Genomic DNA, 20,603 nt, shown 5'->3' with positions numbered 1-20,603 from the left:
CGGGGCCTCGTGTGTCGAGCCCGCCCTGCGACAAGTCTCGCGTGGCTTCGTATGACAGGGACATGAGTCATTCCCGGGGTCTTCGCGTCGCGAGTCTCGCCGTCTGGGGCTTCCTCCTGCTGTGGGGTGTGCCTTCCGTGTCGGCCGGGGCTCCTGCTCCGGGCGCGGCGAAGAAGGGGGCCTGTGGCGCGATGGCTCCGGGCGTCGAGGCCCTGCTCAAGCCTGACTCCCTGGTGGTGTTCGCGGAGCTGTCCGGCACCGCGCAGTCGCCCCGCTTCCTGGGCGAGGTCGTCTGTCAAGCCCTCGCCCAGGGGGTGCCGGTTCGCGTGGGGCTCCTCCTCCCGATGGAGGACCAGCGCGACCTGGAGGACTTCCTGGCCGCGGGGGACGTCCCGGATGGCCCCGCGGCCATGCCCCGTGGATGGTTCTGGGGGAGCACGACTCGCTACTGGAAGGGCGCGGCCAGCGAGGCGATGTATCAGCTGCTGCGTCGCCTGCGCGAGCTGCGCCGCTCGAAGGCGCCGCTCGAGGTCTTCGCCTACAACACGCTCGACACGCCCTCCGCGGAGCGGATGTCCACGCAGGCCCGGAAGGTCCAGGCCGTCGTGGATGCGAGCCCTGGCGCGCTGACGTTGCTGCTCTCCAACCGCGTCTTCGCCCGGACGGCGAAGGGCCTGCCCACGGACGCGGAGTTCCGCTCCATGGGCTGGCACCTCGCCCAGGCGAAGCGGCCCATGACGGCGCTGCGCCTCAGCCATACGGGAGGGTCCTTCTGGGGGTGCCTCGAGGCGGACGTCTGCGAGGTGCACTTGATTCCGGGAACAGGTCGGGGGGCGAGTCCCTTTGTGCGGCTCGAGGCCTCACCCGACGCGGAGGGCTTTCACGGCGTCTTCCATGTCGGGGCCCTCACCGCGTCACGGCCCGCGGTGGAGGAGATGTACCGGCGCAAGAAGGTCGCCACCGAGGCGAGCGCGGCGGAGCTTCGTGCGCGGGCGGAAGCGGCCTACAAGGCCCGGCGGTACGCGGACTGCGGGCGCCTCTACGAAGAAGCCTCCCGAGTGGAGTCTCCGGAGCAAGGACAGGACGCGTACAACGCCGCCTGCTGTCATGCCTTGGGGAAGGACACGGACGCGGCCTTCTCCATGCTCCGCTGGGCGGGCGACCTCAAGCACGATGACTGGTTCCACATGCAGCGGGACCCGGACCTCGCCATCCTGCGGCCGTCCCCCTCGTGGCGGGCGAAGCTCGAGCAGGTGCGCTTCAACTTGAAGCACCCGTGGGTCCTCACGGGCGGAAATCCCAAGCTCGTGGACCTCATGCTGGAGGAGCAGAACGACTGGTATGGCGCGGAGGAGGGACTGCCCATCGACGAGGCCCAGGTCGTCCCCCGCTCCGAGAAGCGCCGCGCGGAGGTGCTCCGGATGCTGGAGCCCGGGAAGGGGAAATCCCCCAGCGCCACGGACTACCTCCTGGCCACCCATGTCTTCTTGCTGGGCAACAGCGTCGAGGACGCGAGGAAGGCGCGCGAGCTGGCGGCCCGGGCGATGGCGATGGATGACGAGGACCTGGATGCCCCCATGCTCGCCGCCACGGCCGAGGACCGCGAGCTGAAGGCGCGAGGAAAGCCCCAGCGCTTCGGCACCCAGCGCCACCAGGTGGAGGGGCAGTGGCGGCTCTACCCGGTGGACCCGAAGACGACGGACGCGGAGCGCGAGAAGTGGCGGCTCCCCTCGCTGGAGGAGCTGAAGCGGGAGGCGGAGGACCCGAGTCCCCCCGCCTCCAGCCCATGAGCCCTCAGCGCGCCAGGTCCCCGCACAACATCCGCAGCGCCAGCTCCGCGTGGGCCTCCGCGAGGGTGTCCACGTCGAGCGTGCTGCCCTGGTCGTACCAGTAGGGCAGCCTCACCCCCATCGCGGAGATGGCGGCGGCGGTGACGCGCGGGTGCGGGGGGGCGAAGCACTTCTGGGCCATGCCCCGCTCGATGACCTCCGCCAGCAGCTCGGTGGACTTGTCCCGCAGGGCGATGGCCGGCGCGGCCAGCTCCGGCGTCAGGGCGTACAGCTCCTCGTTCACCACCACCGCGAGCTGCGGGTGGGTGGCGTGGGTGCGGGTGTGGGCGCGCACCAGCGCCCGGACCTGCTGCCGAGGCTCCGGCTCCGCGTCCTTCAGCGCCGCCTGGAGCGCTTCGTGGTGGGCCTCATGGCCGATGCGCACCAGCTCCGCGAGCACGTGCTCCTTGGAGGCGAAGTGCGCGTAGAGGGCGCTGGGCTGCAATTCCAGCACCTTGGCCAGGTCCCGGATGGAGGTGTCGTGGTAGCCGCGGCTCGCGAACAGCTGGAGGGCGGTCTCCAGGATTCGGCGCCGGGTACCGTCCGAGGAAGTAGAGGGCGGGAGGCTCGCTGGGTGGGCGCGGAGCCGGGATCGGTTGGATGGGCTCATGTGGGTTCTTGCTGAACGAGCGTTCGTTCTACTAGGTTGCTGACATCCACTTCCGTACCGGGAGTCCGAGAATGTCCACACTTCAGCTCGACGGGGTCTCCCTTCACTACGAAGAGGCGGGTCAGGGCATTCCGGTGTTGCTGCTTCACGGGCTTGGTTCCTCCGGGGGCGACTGGGAGTGGGTAATCCCGAGGCTGGCAAACGGTTACCGACTGATTGTTCCGGACGCGCGGGGACACGGCCGGAGCAGCAAGCCGCCAGGCGCTTACGGGGTTCCCCTCTTTGCCCGGGACATCGCGGGCCTGTGTGACGCCCTGGGGCTGACACGGGTGCACGTCGTCGGGCTGTCGATGGGTGGGATGATGGGGTTCCAGCTCGCCCTGGACCGGCCGGACCTGGTGCGCAGCCTGGTCATCGTCAACAGCGGCCCGGAAGTGGTCGCGAGGACGCTGAAGCGGAAGTTCGAGTTCACCGTTCGCCGGGTGCTGCTGCGCCTGCTGGGGCCGAAGGGGCTGGCGAAGATGCTGGCGCCCAGGCTGTTCCCCAAGCCGGAGCAGGCCGCGCTGCGCGAGCGGGTCCTCACGGGCATCTCCGCCAATGACCCGGATGCGTACCGGCGCGCGACGCTGGGGCTGCTGGGGTGGAGCGTCATGGCGCGGCTGCCCGACATCCGCTGCCCGGTGCTGGCGGTCCATTCCGAGCGCGACTACACGCCGCTCTCCGCGAAGCAGGCCTATGTCGACCTGCTCCCCCACGCGCGCCTCCATGTCCTGACGGACTCCGGCCATGCCGCGCCGCTGGACCAGCCAGGGCCGCTCACCGACGCCGTGGAGGACTTCCTCCGCACGGTCGACGCGGGGTCGGCCCAGGACAGCGCGCTGGGCGCCTGAGCGGCCGCGCGGACCCGAGCTCCAAAACCGAGGAGGCTGAACGATGTCGATGAAGCGACGAGGTGTCGTGCTCTCGAGGGCGTTGTGTCTTCTGGCGGGGCTGCTGGCGCTCTCCACGGGGACTCCCGCCTATGCCGGCGAATGGGTCCATGGCAACCATGTGGGTGCATGGGGGGTGCGCGGGTTCCAGGTCTGGGTGCCCACGGGCTACGACTCCATGACACCGCGACCCCTGCTGGTGGCGCTTCACGGCTGCCTCCAGAACCCGGACCAGTTCGCGGGGCTGACTCGCCTCAACGAGAAGGCGGACGCGGAGGGCTTCCTGGTCCTCTATCCGAACCAGGCCACCTTCGCGAACGCGACGCAGTGCTGGAACTTCATGCTGGGCATGAACCAGGAGCGGGGCACGGGGGAGCCATCGCTCATCGTGGGCATGGTGGACCTGGTGAAGCAGCGCTACGCGGTGGACTCGCGGCGCGTGTACGTGGGGGGCGTGTCCGCGGGCGGGGTGCTCACCGGCACGCTGATGGCGTGCTACTCGGACGTGTTCGCCGCCGGCATGGTGGGCGCGGGGGCCATGTACAAGGCCGCGACCACGGTGTCCGGCACGGCGTTCTCCATGCTCTTCGGCAGCATCTACTCGCCCGATGACCGGGGCAAGGACGCGTGGGTGTGCTCGGGGCGTCCGCGCCGCACGGTGCCAGTGCTCGTCATGCACGGCACCGAGGACAGCGTGGTGAATCCGCTCAACGGGGAGCAGGCGGTGAAGCAGTTCCTCCAGACGAGCGACTACGGCGACGACGGGGTGGCCAACGACAGCATCCCCGGGACGCCCACGAGCACCCGCTCCTTCACGGTGCCGGGTGGACGCAGCTACACCGTGAAGGACTACGTCCGCGGGGGCGAGCTGGTGGCGCGCAAGTACGAGATTCACGGGATGGACCACGCGTGGCCCGGCGGTGACTCGCGCTATCCCTTCGCGGACCCCTCCGGCCCGGATGCCACCACGCTCATGTGGGACTTCTTCAAGCAGCACGCGCTGGACGTGCCGTAGGCATTCAGTGCTGGTGGCCCATGCGCACCTCGACTTCGGGGTGCGCCTGGGCGAAGGCGCGCAGCTTCTTGAAGCTCTCGATGCCTCGGGGGGCGTCCGCGGTGAAGGTGCCGGGCTCCACGTCGTGCTCCCAGCCCCAGCGCGTGTGGCTCGCATCTCCCATCAGCAGCACGGGGCCCTTCGTGGAGCGCACCAGGTACGCGGTGCTGCCCGGCGTGTGCCCCGGCACCGAGAGGGCCCACACGGTGCCGTCGCCGAAGATGTCCACCGCGGCCTCGAAGGGGCCGCTCGTCTCCGGGCGGTAGGGCCACTCGGAGAGGGGGGCCTTGCCCTCGAGGGAGCGGTCCGTGACGGGCTTGACGAGCACGTTGAGGAACGCGCGGGGCGACGTCTCCCCAGGGCCTGAGTAGACAGGGGTCCCGGCCGGCACATCGCGCATGCCGAGGATGTGGTCCATGTGCAGGTGCGTGAGGAACACGCCGGCCAGGGGCTGGGACTGCTTCGCGAGCCACTCGCCCAAGGGCTCACGCACCTTCAGGGTCTCCTCCAGCTTCAAGGCGCTGGAGACGATGCCGTGCACGGCCGCCTTCTCCGGGGCGGTGCGCAGCGCGGACTCGACGCCGGTGTCGACGATGAAGAGCCCCTTCGTCGGGTGGCGCAGGGCGTGGAAGAAGACCTGGATGGGCTCGTCCTCCGCTGTCAGGCCCGCGGCCTTCGCGGTGGGGTGGTCCAGGTTGATGAGGCCGCCGCGCTCCACGGCCCAGTCCGCGGAGTTGATGGTCTCCAGCTCCACGGGGCCGGGCTCGCCCAGCGTGGCGAGCAGGTCGTTCGTCAGGGGCTTGGGGGCGCCGAGCGCGGACGGCTGGTGGGGGTGCGAGGAGAGCTCGACCCCGACGACACCGAGGACGGCGGCGGGGAGGGCGACGAGGGCGAGGACCGCGAGAAAGAGGCGCTTGGCGTTCTTCATGGGTGCCAAGGTAGCGATGCCCAGGTGCATGGGAAATGGCCATTTTGGTATGGAGCCATGCATCCATGAATATCTCTTGGGATGACGCGCGGCTGTTCCTGGCCATCGCGGAGACGGGCAGCTTCAGCGCGGCGGCGACGCGGCTGCGCATCGGCCAGCCCACGGTGAGCCGGAAGCTGGCGGCGCTGGAGTACCAGGTGGGGGCGAAGCTGTTCCGCCGGAGCGTGGAGGGCGCGGCGCTGACGGCGGCGGGAGAGCGGCTGCTCCAGCCCGCGCGGAAGATGGCGGAGTGGGCCGGCGAGTTCCAGCGCGCGGCCGAGTCGCGCGACTCCACCCCCAAGGGCCTGGTACGCGTGACGGCGAGCCCCTTCTTCAGCTTCGACTTCCTGGCGCCCTTCGCGGGACACGTGTCGGGCAAGTACCCGGGACTGCGGCTGGAGGTGCAGTCCACCATCCAGTACGCGGACCTGGGGCGGGGCGAGGCGGACCTGGCGCTGCGGAGCGTCGCGACGAAGAACGCGGACCTCACGTGTGTCCACACGCTGGAGCTGGAGAACGCGGTGTTCGTCTCGAAGGCGCTCAAGGCGAAGCTGCCGAAGAGGCCCACGCTCCAGCAGCTTCCCTGGGTGGCGTGGGCCCCTCCCTATGAGTCGGTGCCGCCCAACCCCCAGCTCGCGGCCCTCATCCCGGGCTTCACGCCGGTCTTCACCACGGACAACTTCCTGGTGATGGTGGCGGCGGTGGAGGCGGGCGTGGGGGCGATGGTGCTGGGGAACTTCCCCCACCGCTTCAGCACGCAGCGAGAGCGGGGCCTGGTACCGCTGGACGTGGACCTGGGGGCGCATGGGAAGCAGACGCTCCACCTCATGTGCGCGAAGTCGGCGCTGGACATCCCCCGCGTGCGGAAGGTGTCGGAGCTGCTGGTGGAGGAGCTGGAGCGGGTCCGGCGCCGCTGACCCGAGGGCCAAGACTCGCTATACCCGGGGCATCTGGAGCAGACGGATGTGGCACCACCCACGGAGACGCGCGGCATGACGACACTCAAGGGGAAGACGCTTTTCATCACCGGGGCCAGCCGAGGAATCGGTCTGGCGATTGCCCTCCGCGCGGCGCGCGACGGCGCGAACATCGTCATCGCGGCGAAGACGACGGAGCCGCACCCCAAGCTGCCGGGCACCATCTACACGGCCGCGGAGGACATCGAGAAGGCGGGGGGCAAGGCGCTCCCCGTCATGGTGGACATCCGGTACGAGGACCAGATTGCCGCCGCGGTGGCGCAGGCGGTGGCGAAGTTTGGCGGCATCGACATCCTGGTGAACAACGCGAGCGCCATCAGCCTCACCGGCACCGAAGACACGCCGATGAAGCGCTATGACTTGATGCATGGCATCAACACGCGCGGCACCTTCGCCTGTTCGCAGGCGTGTCTGCCGTACCTCAAGAAGTCGAGCAACCCGCACATCCTCAACAACTCGCCGCCGCTGAACATGGAGGCGCGCTGGTTCGGTCCGCACGTGGCCTACACCATGGCGAAGTACGGCATGAGCATGTGCGTGCTGGGCATGGCGGAGGAGTTCCGCTCGGAGGGCATCGCGGTCAACGCGCTGTGGCCGCGCACCGTCATCGCGACGGCGGCCGTGCAGAACCTGCTGGGCGGCGACGAGACGATTCGCGGCAGCCGGCAGCCTGAAATCATGGCGGACGCCGCGCACGCCATCCTCACCAAGCCCAGCAGGAGCTTCACGGGCCACTTCTGCATCGACGAGGACGTGCTGCGCGCCGACGGCGTCACGGACTTCGACAAGTATCAGTCCGTGCCCGGCGCGGAGCTGTTCCCCGACTACTTCATCTAGGCGGGGTGAGGGTTTTCGCGCGGGCTCGAGGCGTTCTAAGAGAGGTGCTCACGATGATGAACACCTCTCCCGAGCCTCCCCTCGCGAACAGAGCCCCCTGGCCGTTGTTCATCGGCCTGGGCATGGCGCTGGTGGTTCCCGCGGCGGTCATCGGGTACAGCCAGCTCCGAGGGGATTCTTCGGGGAGCACGGACGTGGGCGCTCTCCAGGACCTCGCGGAGCTTCAGGCTCGGCTGCGCCCCATTCCGGCCTGCCGGGTGGAGTATGGAGTGCGAGGCGGGCGTCACGGCTCCTCGTCGTCGGTGCGTGTCTGGCCGTGTGGCGCGGAGCGGCTCGACTTCGTCAGCGTGAAGGTGCCCGAGGAGCGGCGCACGCAGGACGTCGTCTTCGACCTGGTGCGGGAGTCCCCGTCGGAGCCCTGGCAGGTCCTCGTCGACAAGGACCGGGTCGCGTTTCCCTCGCTGAAGCGCACCCTCGAGCAGCTCGCGCCCGTGCTCGTGGAGGACGCTCCGAAAGAGACGGAGCGGGTCCGCCTCGAGCGGGATGCGTTGAGCCGCGCGGAGGCGGCCCGGGAAGACGCGGAGCGGGCACGTCGAGAGGAGACGAAGGGCTCGTACCCGTCCCAGTGAGCCCGAGGCTCACCCGACCGAGCGCAGGGACTGGCTCGGGGGCGGCGCCCAGGACTTGTTGAGCAACTGGATGGTCGTGAGCGGGATGCCCAGCAGGGACATGTAGTAGAGCGCGCGGTGCTGGTCGTTGACCTCGTCCTCGAAGGCGAGGAGCCCCTTCTCGGGGTAGAGCGCTCCGGTCAGCTCCGTCGCGGCGGCGGGCTGCTGGTAGACGAGCTGGTTCTTCTCGAGCGTCTTCAGCGCGCCATCGACGGCCGCCTTGCACAAGGGGCCGCACTGCGGGCCGCCGGGGTAGAGGGACAGGATGGAGGTCAGCCCGTCCTGCGTCCACGCGCGAGGCACCACGTCGAGGGAGTTGTAGTAGCGCTCCGCCGTGGTGAAGGTGGAGTCGTAGGCCGTGGCGAACGCGGGGTTGCCCGCGGTGGGCGCGGCGAAGGTGACGGGCTGCACGGACACGTTCGTCAGCGCGGCCTGGAACCACACCGCGAGCACGGTGGCCACCTGTCCGCCGAGGCTGTGCCCGGTGACGAGCAGCGACGTCCCGGACGGGAGCGCCTGGAGGAAGGGCAGGAGCGCTCCGCTGCCGGGCCCCACGGACGAGGACATGTTGGAGACGTTCGTCCAGACCTCCACGTCACCCTTGGAGATGGCCGCGTCGGAGGGGAACGAGGGGGCGCTGAAAGGCAGGGCCTCCTGGGGGTTGATGTTCTTGTCCTGGAGGAGGTCCTCGATGCGGTCGAACAGCGTGCCGCGCACGACGACGGCGTATTGGCCCTGGGTGTTGGCGGCGACGTAGACCAGGTCCTCGCCCTGCGTCGCCGGGCCCCAGGCGATTTGCCAGCCGCCCGTGGTGGTGGCGGCCAGGGCGTTGTTCATCAAGGTGTAGCGGCCGGAGTTCGTGTCGAACTGCCCCAGATAGGAGATGGCCGAGAGGGTGATGCCCAGCTGCGCGGTGGTGAGCGCCATGGTGCTTCCTTTCTTGCGTGAGAGGGATGGGATGCACCACCCGGTTGCATCGGTCATGCCTGGGGATGCTTGCTTGGGTGTCTCGGGGGACGCCCTGTGGGCGGTGGGGACCCGGCCCTCGTGCGACGTGTCGCCCGACGTGTCGACGGCGTCATGGTGTGTCGGGAGTCGGCTATGCTGGGGGCCTCCGCGATGGCCCTGGAGTGGGAAGGCGCGGGGCAGAGACGAGGCGTTCGGGATGAGCAGCGACGTGGCTGGAGCGAAGGACGGAGTGGTGGTTCTCGATTACGCGAAGCTGGTGGATGGAGCGGACCTGTCCGCGGACATCGAGCGCGCGTATGGCTATGACGGCATCGGCCTGCTGGTGGTGCGGGGCATCCCGGGGCTCGTGGAGCTGCGGCAGGGGCTGTTGCCGCTGGGCTTCCGGTTCGCCGCGCTGCCCAACGAGGTGAAGGACCGCTACGTCCACGCTCGCAGCAGCTATTCGTTTGGCTGGAGCCACGGCAAGGAAGTGCTGAAGCCGGGCCAGTTCGACGAGTTCAAGGGCTCCTACTACAACAATCCCCAGTACGACGCGCCCCAGGTGGACGCGGCGCTGGTGGAGAAGTACCCGGAGAACTACCTCCCCAACGTGTGGCCGGACGCGGACTTCCCGGCGCTGCGCCCGGCCTTCCAGGCCCTGGGGCGGAAGATGGTGGAGGTGGGGTTGCTGGTGGCGTCGCAGTGCGACCGGTACGTGAAGGCTCGGATGGGAGACAGGCTGTCGCCGGATGCGCAGCTGGAGCGGACCATCCGCGAGTCGCGTGCGTGCAAGGCGCGGCTGCTCTACTACTTCGCCATCAACGAGGACGCGACGCCGCGCACCCGGGATTCGTGGTGTGGCTGGCACAGTGACCACGGCTCGCTGACGGCGCTGTGCCCGGCGATGTACTTCGACGCGGAGCTGGGGGCGGCGGAGCCGGCTCGGCAGGACATCCCGGTGCCGGACCCGGAGGCGGGGCTGTACGTGCGCACGCGCGGCGGCGAGGAGCGCAAGGTCGTCATCCCGAAGGACTGTCTGGCGTTCCAGATTGGCGAGAGCGCGCAGATTGTCACGGGCGGCCTGCTGCGCTCGACGCCGCACGCGGTGCAGGCGCTGGCGCACCCGGCGAGCCGCAACATCTCCCGCTCCACGTTCGCCGTCTTCATGCAGCCGGACAACGAGGAGCACCTGCGTCCCCCCGAGGGCACGAACGCGGAGGAGCTGCGCGTGGGTGCGTTCAAGCCGGGGATGACGTTCGGGGACTTCGCTCGCGCGACGTTCGCGAAGTTCTACAACCCCTACGGGTGATGCGGGGCTTGTGCGAGGTGCCTGTCGAAAGACAAGCATCTCGTGCACCGGCGGCGGTGGGTGGTTCCCAGGCTTGCCTTCGCGGAGTGGTGCGGTGAAGCGTTCGGGCTCCTCGTGGTTCGGGAGTGCGCGAATGGCCCTGGGGTCCTGGTGTTCATGGCGGAGGTGCTCGGCGGTCCTGTGGCTCTGGGGCCTGCTGCTTCCTCTCGGGAGTCACGCCGCGGAGCCCGTGTTGTTGGCGGTGCGCGCGGCGCGGCTGTTCGATGGCCGGAGCGCGAAGCCCCTGACGGATGCGGTGGTGCTGGTTCAAGGGCAACGCATCCAGGCGGTGGGCCCGAGTCTGTCCATTCCGAAGGGCACGCGTGTGCTCGACCTGGGGGATGTCACGTTGTTGCCGGGGCTCATCGACGCCCATTCGCACCTGCTGACGAACCTCGCGACGGGGCAGGGGGGCGAGTCGTTGAGCTTGGAGCTCTACGTCGCGCGCAGGAGCACGGCGGAGCGGGCGCTGTTGGGGGCGAAGCTGGGGCGTGAGGTGTTGGAGTCCGGTGTCACCACGGTGCGGGACCTGGGCAACTCCGGGGTGAATGGGGATGTGGCGTTGCGCGATGCCATCCAGCGGGGCTGGGTGGTGGGGCCTCGCATCTCCGCGAGTACCCGGGCGCTCGCGCCCGTGGGAGGCCAGTTCCAGAGGCTCCAGGGGGCGGCGGTGCAGGGGCTCATCGAGCAGGAGTACGTCACGGTGACGGGCGCGGAGGAGGCTCGGCGCGCCGTCCGGCAGGCGGTGTACGACGGGGCGGACTGCATCAAGGTCATCGTCGACAACGGGCACAATGTCCTCTCCACGGAGGAGCTGAAGGCCATCGTCGAGGAGGCCCACCGAGGGAATCGCGCGGTCGCGGCGCACACGACCCGGGATGAGAGCATTCGTTCGGCGGTGGAGGCGGGGGTGGACTCCATCGAGCATGCGTATTCGCTGCCCGACGATGTGCTGGCGCCGATGGCGCGCAAGCGCATCTTCCTGGTGCCGACCGATGGCCCGTTGAGCGAGTGCGACACCTTCGGCTCGGATGCGCGCGACGAGGAGACCCGGGTCGCGATGAAGGCGCGGTGTCAGAAGTTCGTGACGAAGGGACACGAGCGCCTGCGGAAGGCGGTGGCCGCGGGGGTGAGGGTGGCGGCGGGCTCGGATGTCTATGTCGAAGTGGCTGGCCGGACGCGTGGCGAGGCCACGGTGCGCTATCTCAGCGCGTATGCCGAGGCGGGGCTGCCTCCGGTGGAGGTCCTTCGCGCGGCCACGGCGAACGCGGCGGAGTTGCTTCGCATGCAGGACAGGGTGGGCACGTTGGAGGTGGGGAAGTTCGCGGACCTGGTGGCGGTGGGTGGGAATCCGCTGAAGGACGTCGCGGCGCTGCGACAGGTGCGCTTCGTGATGAAGGGAGGACAGGTGGTGGTGGATGCGCGGGACGCGGAAGGCCGGGCGGGGGCACCAACGCCCTGAGCTTGCGGTGCGTGGCTGAGAGCATTTGAGGGCCGTGTCGAGCGTGGACGTTTCGCGGGTGCTCCTCCAGCGGATTGCAGCTCGAGGCGGAACGCCCTGGCACTTCGGTGCGTGGCTGAGAGCATCTGGGGGCCGTGGTGCCGTCGGGCGCGGAAGTGTCGCGGGGACTCCGCCTGGAGTAGTTAGGACGTCATGCGCTCCTGGTCCGCTCGACGCCTCTGGCTGGTGTGTCTGCTCCTTGTCGGTGCGTCCTGCGCGCGGGTTCCTCGGCCCGCGGTGACACGGCCCCAGGACGCACTGGTCGCGCTCCAGGACACCGCGAAGCTGGTGGATGATGGAGGCGTGGCGTCGCTGCGGGTGGCGCTCGGGGAGAGCCTCATCTGGCTGAGGACCCGCCCGGTGGACCACCGGTTCGTCTACGGGCCTCGCGAGGTGACGGCGGGCGAGCTGGTGGCCGCGCTCGAGCGACTGCGGGACCGACTCACCGATGGCCTGTCCTCTCAAGACGTGTCGACGGCGGTGCTCGCGGAGTTCGACTTGCTCGAGTCCGCCGGAGGTGAGGATGGCACCGTGCTCTTCACGGGCTACTACGAGCCCGTGCTCGATGGGAGCATGACGCGGAGCGAGGAGTACTCCATCCCCGTGCTCTCCGCGCCGGATGACCTCATCGAGGTTCCGCTGGAGCCCTTCGCGGAGCGCTTCGCCTCGGAGAAGGTCTTCGGGCGGCTCGAGGGCAAGAGGCTGGTGCCGTACTGGAACCGGTCGGCGATTCGCGGCGGCAAGCTGGGCCAGCGCAAGCTGGAGCTCGCGTGGGTGAGAGACCCGGTGGCGCTGTTCTTCATGGAGGTGCAGGGCAGCGGCACGCTTCGGCTGGTGGACGGCACGGAGCGGCGCGTGGGGTATGCCGCGTCGAACGGGCGGCCGTATCGCAGCATCGGCTCGTTGCTCATCCAGGAAGGCGCCATCCCGAAGGAGCAGATGTCCATGCAGGCGCTGCGAGCGTGGCTGGCGGCGAACCCGACGCAGCGGGACCGAGTGCTCGACCACAACGAGTCCTATGTCTTCTTCCGCTTCCTGCCGGGCGCGGCCGTGGGCTCCCTGGGTCGCGAGGTGACACCGGGGCGCTCCATCGCCACGGACGCGCGGCTGTTCCCCAAGGGGGGACTGGCCTTCATCCAGACGGACCACCCCGTGAAGATGGCGGACGGCTCCGTGCAGTGGAAGCCGCTGGCCCGGTTCATGTTCAACCAGGACACCGGAGGCGCCATCCGGGGCGCGGGGCGCGTGGATGTCTTCTGGGGCCGAGGCCCCGAGGCCGAGCTCGCCGCCGGCATGATGAAGCAGAAGGGGCGGCTGTTCTTCCTCGTGCCCAAGCCTCGCGCCGTCGTCGCGGTGCCGTGACGCGCGACGGTCTCAGCTCGGCGTCTGCGACAGACGGATGAGCGGCGGAGGCAGCTTCCAGAGGGCGTCGGGGTTCTGGTAGCCCAGCTCGAAGGCGGTGAGGAGCGCGGGCCACCGGTCGGGGAACAGGGCCCAGTTGTATTCGGTGGGCTTCGACGTGAGCGGGTTGTAGTCCCTGTCCTGCTGCGTGGCCGCGTAGTCAGAGAACTTCCACAGCACCGAGCCCAATCCCAGACGCATCAACGGTGTCATCACCAGGGCGAGGTCGGGACGAGAGACTTCCCCTGGCAGCAGCGAAGGGGGCGTGAAGGCGGGCTGCACCGCGTCCACCTGCTCGCGCCAGGCGAAGCAGTTGTTGGCCACGGTGATGAGGGTGTCTCGCGCGTCGGGGCCTGGGCACTGGCGGGCGCGCTCCAGGAGCGCGAAGGCTGTCACGACCAGGCTCATGCTGGACATGCCCGGGAAGATGCGACCGAAGTCGGACGGCGCGGGGTTCTGGTGTGCGCGGTCGAGGAGCGCACTGAAGGCCTGCCGGGACTCCGCGGGGCTGGCCCCGGGCAACGTGAACTCTTGGAGCACGCGCTCCGGAGTGACGGCGCTCGTGGTGGGGCGCCAGGCGAGGTACTGCTCCGCCGCGTTGCCGATGTCCGTGAAGATGGCGATGTTGCCCGCGTTGAGCATCCGCTCCAGGGTGAGCGTGAGCGCCTCCGCCTTGTCGAGGGGGAGGATTCCCGGTGCCTGGAAGAAGAGTCGCGCGAAGCGATGCGCGGTGGACACGAGCGTGCGCGGGTCTCCGAGCGGCTCCAGGTTCAACGCGCCCAAGAGCACCCCGAGCGCGGCGGACGCCTCACGTGGCAGCCCTTGCACGTCCAGCGCGCCGGAGAGTGTCTCCGCGTCCTGTCTCATGCTGCCGTGCAGCCCCACGCGGTCGTACACCTGCGCTGAGCTGGACAGCAGCTCGCCCTGCGCCATGTCGATGATGCGCCGGGCGATGGACGCGCCGAGCATGCCCTTGCCCGCCTCGTGTGAGGCGTGGATGGCGAACGTGAACCAGCCCGGGCGTGCCCGGCTGCCGTGCTCCGGATGGAAGTCTGGGTCCACCAGGGCTTGCAGCGTCCGCGCGAAGCGGGTGTAGCCCTGGGTGATGAAGTGGTTCTGCTCGAGCGGCGTTCCGCGAGGCACGAGGCGCGGCACCGAGGCCCGGACGGTGTTCTTCTCGGCGGGAGCGCGCGAGACGACTGCCGCCGGGGGCTGAGTCGAAGAGGCCGAGTCCTGGTGAGACTTCTCCGAGGACACATTCCGTGGCGGTTTCGTGGCGATGGGCGAACTCCCGAAGCTGACGATACACGGCCTATCACTGGATTCCCCGCAACGGAATGAGCGGTGTGGGTGGCTGACCCCAGAGGCGCTTGCTCGCTGCTTCGCCGGTTGTCCATGAGGGGGCAGGCCCCACCTTTGTGGAGGAAAGGGGCCGTGACTCACATGGTTGGGAAGCTTGCCTGGATGGCGCTCGTGGTCGCGAGTCTCTCGGTGATGCTGTGCGCGGGAGGGTGCTCGGCGAAGGCGCAGTCGAACGACGCGGAGGTCGCGCCGAAGTCCAACAGCACACCGGCGGCACAGACGACTCCCGCGGAGATGTCCGAGCTCTGGAACAGCGTGTCGGGTCTGCGCGCGGAGGTCCGCCAGCTCCGCAAGGAAGTCGCGAGCCTGCGCGCGCAGGTGAAGGACTCCGAGCGCGCGGAGCCATCGGCTCAAGGTACTTCGTCACAGGGGGAAGGCGATGCGAGTGCGCAAGGCGTGATGTCGCAGGATCTCGCGCGAGGCACTTCGTCACAAGGGACAGGTGGCGCGGGTGCTCAAGGCACTTCGCCGAAGGCGGGTGGGGCGGGTGCGCAAGGCACCGCGGCACAGCGGGATGAAGCGGGCGCTCGAGGCACCGCGTCGCGGACAAGCGATGCGAGTGAGCAAGGAACCTCGTCGCAGACAAGCGGCGCGAGTGCTCGAGGCGTCTCCTCGCAGACGGGGGGAGCGCGTGCACAAGACGCTTCGTCGCGGACAGGCAGCGCCAGTGAACAAGACACCGCAGCACAAGCCGCGAGCGGTGCGGACACCGGAACAGGCGGCGCGGGCGCCCAAGCCCCCGCCGCGGAGGCGCCACAGCCCGCGAGTCCCTCGGGGCGCGCGAGAGTCACGGCCACCTATCGCGGCACGGTGCGCTCGGTGATTCCTCCGGAGCTCGTCATCGCGCAATCGGACGGCTCGGCCCTGACGCTCGACGTGAGCTCACGGACGCTCGTGCTGGGCACCACGGGCAAGCGCATCGACCTCAGTGACCTGGGGCCGGGAGACCGGGTGCGTGCGGTGGTGGACATGGTGGGGCAACACGAGACGGTGGAGATCGCGGTGCTCCGCAAGGAGGACGCCGGGGAGTGAGCCCCGGGGGGCCCGTCAGCCCCCCGCGTTCAGGTGCGTCGTCGCTCGCCGAAGGAGGTTCCCGTCATGACGGCCTTTGACCGATACCGCGCATTGCTGCGCAAGCTGTCGAATGTTCGCGCGCGAGACTCCCAGGGCGGTTCGCCCGAGGAAGACGCCGTGTTGGATGACCTGGATGAGGTCTGGTCGGAGATGAGCGAAGGCGAGCGTGCCGCCGTGTCCTCCGAGCGGGCCCGCGCCCTGGGGCTCGCCGAGCCCCAGGACTCCGCGTCCCCGCCCCCAGGTTGAAACACTCCACTCACTTCCGGGCCGAGGGCATGGGCGTCCCCCGTGCCCCGGCGGTCTCCGAGGGCCGAGACCGCTCCCGTCCCCTCGGCCGAGCCCGGAGCACCGCGCGCGAGTAGTCGACCACCGACGCGAGCGACAGCACGGCGATGAGCGCGACGAGCGGCCTCACCGCGGGGGGGAACAAGAGCACGCACAGCAGCGTCACCAACTGCAGCGAGGTGACGACCTTGCCGAGCATCCGCGCCTTGAGCTCCACCCGCCGCAGCCCCGGCACCAGCCGCGTGACGATGAAGCCCACCGCGGTGCCGATATCCCTCACCAGCAACAGCACGAGCTCCGGCAGGGAGATGAGTCCGTCGAGGTAGCAGACGAGGACGGCCGTCACCATGAAGGCGCGGTCGGCCACCGGGTCGATGAGGGCACCCAGCCGTGTGGCCAGGCCCTTGTGCCGAGCAAGCCACCCGTCGAGGAAATCGGAGAGCGCCGCCAGGATGACGAGCCCCGCGCGCACCTTCGCATCCGGGATGACGATGAACGCCACCGCCATGGGCAGGCGGGATAGGGACAAGGTGTTGAGCAGCACGAGGCTCGCCTGGCGGCGCATCTTGCCCCAAAGGTAGTGCTCGGCCGTGCTCACGCATCTGCCGCGAGGGATGAGCCCACCCGCCGCGAGCCACCCCCAGGGCGAGCAGGCTTCCTCGGGAGGAGGGCGGCCCAGGAAACGAAGCTGCGCGGGAACTTCCGGCGGGCGAGAATCCTCCCACTCATCGCACCGCCTCCCGACTCGAGCCCCTCCATGACGACGCCCGAACGCCCGCCCCTCCCGCCCTCCCGCCCTGGCGCGAAGTGGCTCCCCCGCGCCGCGCTGGTGGCCCTGCTGTGTCCGGGGCTCGCGAGCGCGGGCCCGGCGAGCACGCGTGTTCCTCGCGTGATGCACGCGGCGGTGGAGTCCGCGGCTCCCGCGACGACGGACGCCGTGTCCCTCCGAGCCCCCTCGCGCGACGAGCTGGCCCGCTACGCCTGGCTGGCGAAGGACGCGAAGGTCCGTCCCCTGGACCTCTCCATCCCCGCGCCGGAGGGCTACACGCGCGTGGCGGTGGAGTCAGGCTCGTTCGCCGAGTGGCTGCGCGGCCTGCCCCTGCGCGCCGAAGGCACCCCCGTGCTGCACTTCCGGGGCGGAGAGGTGCTGCCCGGCGACGACGCGCGGCTGGCGGCGGTGGCGGAGCTGGACATCGGCACGGCCAACCTCCAGCAGTGCGCGGACTCCGTCATCCGCCTGCATGCGGAGTGGCTGTGGTCGCGCCAGCAGCGGGAGCAGATTGCCTATCGCTTCACGAGTGGCCACCTGGCCTCCTGGCCGAACTACGCGGCGGGAGACCGGGCGCGCATCTCCGGCGCGAAGGTGACGTGGGTGCGGAGCGCCGCGGCGGACAGCTCGAGGGCCGCGTTCCGCTCCTACCTGGACCTGGTGTTCACCTACGCGGGCACCTTGTCGCTGGCGACCGCCAAGGGCCGCCCCACGCGCGAGGACCTGCGTGCGGGGGACTTCTTCGTGCTGGGCGGGAGCCCGGGGCACGCGGTGCTGGTGCTGGACGTGGCGGCCGACGCGGGGGGCCGCCGCGTGGCGCTCCTGGGACAGGGCTTCATGCCCGCCCAGGACTTCCATGTCCTGTCTCCGGGAGGAGCGCTGGGGCCGTGGTTCCCGCTCGAGGGAGAAGCGGTGGCCACGCCGTTCTGGAAGCCCTTTCCGTGGACGTCCGCCCGGCGCTTCCCGTGACCTACGAGTGCAGGGGCAGTTGCACGCGCTGGGGCTGGGGGGCCTCGGCGGGCATCGTCTCCGCGGACTCCGGCTTGCGCGTGAGGTAGCCCATCAGGCTGTTGCGCTTGCCCAGGTACGTGTCGAAGCGATTCACGCCGTCCTCGAGCAGGCCCGCCTGGTCGAGCTGCTCGTGCATGACGGGCAGGTTGTAGAAGGGCACGGACGGGAACGCGTGGTGCGTGAGGTGGTAGTTGCAGTTGAGGGGCGCCACGAAGAAGTTCTCGAGGAAGGTCCCCTTCACGTCGCGCGTCTCGCGCGTCTCGTCGCCCTTCGGCTCGATGTCGATGGGGTGCTCGCCCAGCGCGCGCATCCGGAAGAAGGCCATCATCACCGTCGTCGTGGGCAGCACCCACAACAAGAGCCAGTGCAGCCACGCGCCCGTCGTCACCAGCACGGTGACCAGCGCGGCGACATAGAGCGCGTAGCGCAGGTGCTCGCCGACGGAGATCTTCGGCTGCGCGCCACCCAGGAGCCGGCCCCAGTACGTCCAGGGCAGCACGACCTTCAGGTGGTTGGGGGTGTAGATGCCCAGCGCGTCGCCCAGGAACACCGCCGCGGCCCGCACCGGCGTGCGCGGAAAGTGCCAGGACGTGTCCACCTGCTGGTTGGCCCAGTACGGGTCCTTGTCCGTGTTGACGTAGCGGTGGTGCTCCATGTGCTGGTGCCGGTAGCCCGCCGTCGTCATGTTCAGCGGGAAGGCACACAGCAGGTCGGCGACGACGTCGCCCACCTTGCGGTTCGACAGGAAGTGGAAGTGCGCGGCCTCGTGCATCAGCGCCAGCATCGCGTGCTGACGGGTGGCGATGAGCACCGCGGCGATGGGCCACATCCACCAACGGTCGACCACGATGACCGCGGCGAACGCCGCCCCGATGACCAGCCATTGAGTGGCAAGGGCACACAGGGCCTTGAGGTTGCTGACCCGGGACATTTCACGGGTGAGGACGGCGAGCGCTTGTCGGTCGACGCGTCGCGCTGTCTGCACATCCGCCTCGTCAACGACTTCGGCGTACATGAGGGGACTCCTTGGCTTTGCGAGCGAGCGGGGTATTCAGAGACTCTTTCGCGCAGAAGCGGCCAGTATGGGAAGAAAATTCTCTCGGTATCGTACGCACCCCTTACCCAAACAGCCAGCGGAAGTCCGAAGAAAACCGACAAGGGTCGACAGAGGCGGTCGTGCTGTTAAACGAGTTTTCATAGAAAAACGAGTGTAAATGGAGGGTCCGTTCGAACCTGGGCTCGCCGGAAGTCCTCGGAATGACAAGCAAAAGGCTCCGGAGGCGCTCCCGCGGCGCCAGGGCCTGGTTCAGGACAGGGAGGGGGTGGGGTGAGGGATTCCGGTGCGGGCCCGTGCGCCGGTGCGGGGGATCCAGGAGGGCGCTGACGCGCTGGGGCGACGCCAGCAGGCCCTGGTGAAGGGCGCTGACGGTGCACCTGGAGGCCTCCCGAGGAGGGTCGGCCGCGCTTTCGGAGTCGAGTCCTGTCACCGCGCCAGCGTCACCCCGTCGTGCCGTGTGGCCTCTGGGGACCGGTCCTCCCGAGATGGCGAGGCGCGGCGCCGCGGGCGAGTCCGCCCTGCGGTGCGCCGGGACTGTCTGGTGTTGAAGCGGGTGCGGCGGAGCCCTCGAGAGGACGAGGGCCACCGCGCGCTCACCTCACGAGGGCCTCAGCCGCTCTTGCGCAGGGTGGCGCCGCGCTGCTGGGCGACCCAGGTGTACGCCTCCGCCATCGTCTTCACGAACTCCGTGCGGAACTCCGTCTTGCCCGTGAGGAACATGCCCAGCGAGATGACCTTGCCGAAGGTCTGCTGCACCATGTCCGCGCCCACGTAGACGCAGCCCTTGAACCACTCCGCCCGGCTGTTGTCCGAGAGGTACCGGCGCGCCTCCGCCTGGAGCTGCGAGCTGCCGATATTCGCAATCAAGTAGTAGGGACCACTCTGGGCGGCAATCCCGTAGATCTCGACGGCGCGCTTCATGTCCTCCAGATTCAACATGCCGCTGAACGAGGCCACCAGGACGTCAGGCGGCTCGTGGTGAATCTGGTGCGTCCCGAACTTCCATTCCTGTTGCTGCATGGGCACTCCCTTGTTCAGACGACACAAGCATACTGGCCGTGTGAACCGGGAGCGAGAATCCAGTCCTCTCTACCAAACAAGGACTTTCGGAGGGTCCTGGGTTCGGTAGGGAACAGCGCGGGTGTCAGTCTTTACACAGGGGAGTGAGGCTCAACCTGCCTTGCGCTGGCTGCGCACGCGGTTCTGCTGGACCCAGGTGTTCGCGTCCTCGAGCGTCTTGACGAAGGTGGTCTCGAAGCTGCTCTTGCCGGTGAAGAGCATGGCGAGGGAGATGGCCTTGCCGAAGGTCTGTTGAACGATGTCGGCGCCGACGTAGACGCAGCCCTTGAACCACTCGCTGCGGTTGTTCTCGGAGAGGTAGCGGCGGCCGGTGGCGTCGAGCTGGGCGCGGCCAATCTCCGCGACGATGTAGTAGGGGCCCACGAGGGTGAAGACCTCGCCGTAGATTTCGCAGGTGCGCTTGACCTCATCCATCGAGATGGGGCCCACGAAGGTTGCCACCGCGATGTCGGGGGGCTCGATGCGAACCCGATGCGTGCCGAACGTCCACTCCCGAGGTTTCTCCGACATGTCGTTCCCCGCCCAATGGTGCTGTCTGTCGGAAGCATAACGCTGCCTCGGGGGGCGGAGGCAAACGCACGTCGCGGGTAGGGCTCGGAGATGATGGGGAAAGCATGATTCTCCACTCCTGGCGGAGCCGATGTGTCCGCCAGGAGGGGGAGGAGGGGCTTCGGCGTCCCTTCGTGACGGTTCCGCTATCTGCCGCGGAAGGTGTTGCGGCGCGCGGGACGCATCTGCGGGCTCGGTCGGGAGGCGGGGCGCTTCCCGGGCTGTTGCGGGAAGGCGCCGGGTCTGCCCGGTCCCTTCTTCGTCTCCGGCTTGGGATGAGAGGGAATGCCTTCCTGGGGACGCGGAGGAGACTCGGCCATGGCGTGGCCCGCCTCGGTCAAAGGCTT

The 20,603-nt window shown here is 69.2% G+C and carries 20 protein-coding genes; 12 read left to right on the top strand and 8 right to left on the bottom strand.

Features of this window, described 5'->3' with window-relative positions:
* Positions 1–62: 62 nt before the first annotated feature.
* Entirely contained in the window at positions 63–1,790 is a 1,728-nt protein-coding gene (locus MYSTI_RS39530) for a TPR end-of-group domain-containing protein (RefSeq protein WP_015353497.1), read from the top strand.
* Positions 1,791–1,794: 4 nt separating this feature from the next.
* Here MYSTI_RS39530 and MYSTI_RS39525 read toward each other — a convergent pair whose 3' ends face one another.
* Complete coding sequence (locus MYSTI_RS39525) at positions 1,795–2,439, bottom strand: TetR/AcrR family transcriptional regulator (protein ID WP_015353496.1); 645 nt, start codon at positions 2,437–2,439, stop codon at positions 1,795–1,797.
* A gap of 71 nt (positions 2,440–2,510) precedes the next feature.
* Here MYSTI_RS39525 and MYSTI_RS39520 point away from each other — a divergent pair, with 71 nt between their 5' ends.
* Positions 2,511–3,329, top strand: coding sequence for an alpha/beta fold hydrolase (locus MYSTI_RS39520; protein ID WP_015353495.1), 819 nt, complete (start codon positions 2,511–2,513; stop codon positions 3,327–3,329).
* 43 nt (positions 3,330–3,372) lie between these two features.
* The gene (locus tag MYSTI_RS39515; protein WP_015353494.1) at positions 3,373–4,383 is read left to right on the top strand and encodes an extracellular catalytic domain type 1 short-chain-length polyhydroxyalkanoate depolymerase; all 1,011 of its coding nucleotides are present in this window, start codon (positions 3,373–3,375) and stop codon (positions 4,381–4,383) included.
* Between the two features lie 4 nt (positions 4,384–4,387).
* Here MYSTI_RS39515 and MYSTI_RS39510 read toward each other — a convergent pair whose 3' ends face one another.
* Complete coding sequence (locus MYSTI_RS39510) at positions 4,388–5,350, bottom strand: MBL fold metallo-hydrolase (protein WP_044900991.1); 963 nt, start codon at positions 5,348–5,350, stop codon at positions 4,388–4,390.
* Between the two features lie 65 nt (positions 5,351–5,415).
* Between MYSTI_RS39510 and MYSTI_RS39505 the strand changes: the two genes are divergently transcribed.
* From MYSTI_RS39505 to MYSTI_RS39495, 3 genes are all read left to right on the top strand, one after another.
* Positions 5,416–6,306 (top strand): LysR family transcriptional regulator, encoded by an 891-nt coding sequence (locus MYSTI_RS39505; protein WP_015353492.1) that lies wholly within the window; start codon positions 5,416–5,418, stop codon positions 6,304–6,306.
* A 75-nt stretch (positions 6,307–6,381) separates the two neighbouring features.
* Positions 6,382–7,203, top strand: a complete 822-nt coding sequence (locus MYSTI_RS39500; protein ID WP_015353491.1) for an SDR family oxidoreductase — start codon at positions 6,382–6,384, stop codon at positions 7,201–7,203.
* 53 nt (positions 7,204–7,256) lie between these two features.
* Entirely contained in the window at positions 7,257–7,832 is a 576-nt protein-coding gene (locus MYSTI_RS39495; RefSeq protein WP_015353490.1) for a hypothetical protein, read from the top strand.
* Between the two features lie 9 nt (positions 7,833–7,841).
* Here MYSTI_RS39495 and MYSTI_RS39490 read toward each other — a convergent pair whose 3' ends face one another.
* Positions 7,842–8,798, bottom strand: a complete 957-nt coding sequence (locus tag MYSTI_RS39490; protein WP_015353489.1) for a lipase family protein — start codon at positions 8,796–8,798, stop codon at positions 7,842–7,844.
* 238 nt (positions 8,799–9,036) lie between these two features.
* Here MYSTI_RS39490 and MYSTI_RS39485 point away from each other — a divergent pair, with 238 nt between their 5' ends.
* The 3 genes from MYSTI_RS39485 (at position 9,037) to mltA (ending at position 13,030) form a co-directional block, all read left to right on the top strand.
* On the top strand, positions 9,037–10,128 hold the full coding sequence (locus MYSTI_RS39485) for an isopenicillin N synthase family oxygenase (RefSeq protein ID WP_015353488.1): 1,092 nt from the start codon (positions 9,037–9,039) through the stop codon (positions 10,126–10,128).
* 133 nt (positions 10,129–10,261) lie between these two features.
* Positions 10,262–11,629, top strand: a complete 1,368-nt coding sequence (locus tag MYSTI_RS39480; RefSeq protein WP_015353487.1) for an amidohydrolase family protein — start codon at positions 10,262–10,264, stop codon at positions 11,627–11,629.
* A 192-nt stretch (positions 11,630–11,821) separates the two neighbouring features.
* Positions 11,822–13,030, top strand: a complete 1,209-nt coding sequence (mltA, locus tag MYSTI_RS39475) for a murein transglycosylase A (RefSeq protein WP_015353486.1) — start codon at positions 11,822–11,824, stop codon at positions 13,028–13,030.
* 12 nt (positions 13,031–13,042) lie between these two features.
* Here the strand turns inward: mltA and MYSTI_RS39470 are convergent, their stop codons facing one another.
* Positions 13,043–14,326, bottom strand: a complete 1,284-nt coding sequence (locus MYSTI_RS39470) for a hypothetical protein (protein ID WP_015353485.1) — start codon at positions 14,324–14,326, stop codon at positions 13,043–13,045.
* A 177-nt stretch (positions 14,327–14,503) separates the two neighbouring features.
* Between MYSTI_RS39470 and MYSTI_RS43520 the strand changes: the two genes are divergently transcribed.
* Together MYSTI_RS43520 and MYSTI_RS39460 are read left to right on the top strand one after the other, a co-directional pair.
* Positions 14,504–15,463: a hypothetical protein gene (locus MYSTI_RS43520; RefSeq protein WP_144370236.1), complete on the top strand. Its 960-nt coding sequence runs from the start codon at positions 14,504–14,506 to the stop codon at positions 15,461–15,463.
* 66 nt (positions 15,464–15,529) lie between these two features.
* Positions 15,530–15,751: a hypothetical protein gene (locus MYSTI_RS39460; protein WP_015353483.1), complete on the top strand. Its 222-nt coding sequence runs from the start codon at positions 15,530–15,532 to the stop codon at positions 15,749–15,751.
* Between the two features lie 10 nt (positions 15,752–15,761).
* Here MYSTI_RS39460 and MYSTI_RS39455 read toward each other — a convergent pair whose 3' ends face one another.
* Positions 15,762–16,355 carry a CDP-alcohol phosphatidyltransferase family protein gene (locus tag MYSTI_RS39455; protein WP_015353482.1) on the bottom strand — a complete coding sequence of 198 codons (594 nt, stop codon included), beginning with the start codon at positions 16,353–16,355 and terminating at the stop codon, positions 15,762–15,764.
* A 192-nt stretch (positions 16,356–16,547) separates the two neighbouring features.
* Here MYSTI_RS39455 and MYSTI_RS39450 point away from each other — a divergent pair, with 192 nt between their 5' ends.
* Positions 16,548–17,528, top strand: a complete 981-nt coding sequence (locus MYSTI_RS39450) for a DUF4846 domain-containing protein (protein ID WP_015353481.1) — start codon at positions 16,548–16,550, stop codon at positions 17,526–17,528.
* 1 nt (position 17,529) lies between these two features.
* Here MYSTI_RS39450 and MYSTI_RS39445 read toward each other — a convergent pair whose 3' ends face one another.
* The 3 genes from MYSTI_RS39445 to MYSTI_RS39435 all read right to left on the bottom strand — a co-directional run bounded on the left by MYSTI_RS39445 (position 17,530) and on the right by MYSTI_RS39435 (position 20,217).
* Positions 17,530–18,585 (bottom strand): fatty acid desaturase family protein, encoded by a 1,056-nt coding sequence (locus MYSTI_RS39445; RefSeq protein WP_015353480.1) that lies wholly within the window; start codon positions 18,583–18,585, stop codon positions 17,530–17,532.
* A 651-nt stretch (positions 18,586–19,236) separates the two neighbouring features.
* On the bottom strand, positions 19,237–19,647 hold the full coding sequence (locus tag MYSTI_RS39440; RefSeq protein ID WP_015353479.1) for a hypothetical protein: 411 nt from the start codon (positions 19,645–19,647) through the stop codon (positions 19,237–19,239).
* Between the two features lie 150 nt (positions 19,648–19,797).
* Positions 19,798–20,217 (bottom strand): hypothetical protein, encoded by a 420-nt coding sequence (locus MYSTI_RS39435; RefSeq protein WP_015353478.1) that lies wholly within the window; start codon positions 20,215–20,217, stop codon positions 19,798–19,800.
* Between the last annotated feature and the right edge of the window lie 386 nt (positions 20,218–20,603).

This window comes from Myxococcus stipitatus DSM 14675, from assembly GCF_000331735.1.
Classification (GTDB): domain Bacteria; phylum Myxococcota; class Myxococcia; order Myxococcales; family Myxococcaceae; genus Myxococcus; species Myxococcus stipitatus.
Note: the sequence above shows the minus strand (reverse complement) of the source record. Positions and strands in the feature narration are given on the sequence as shown.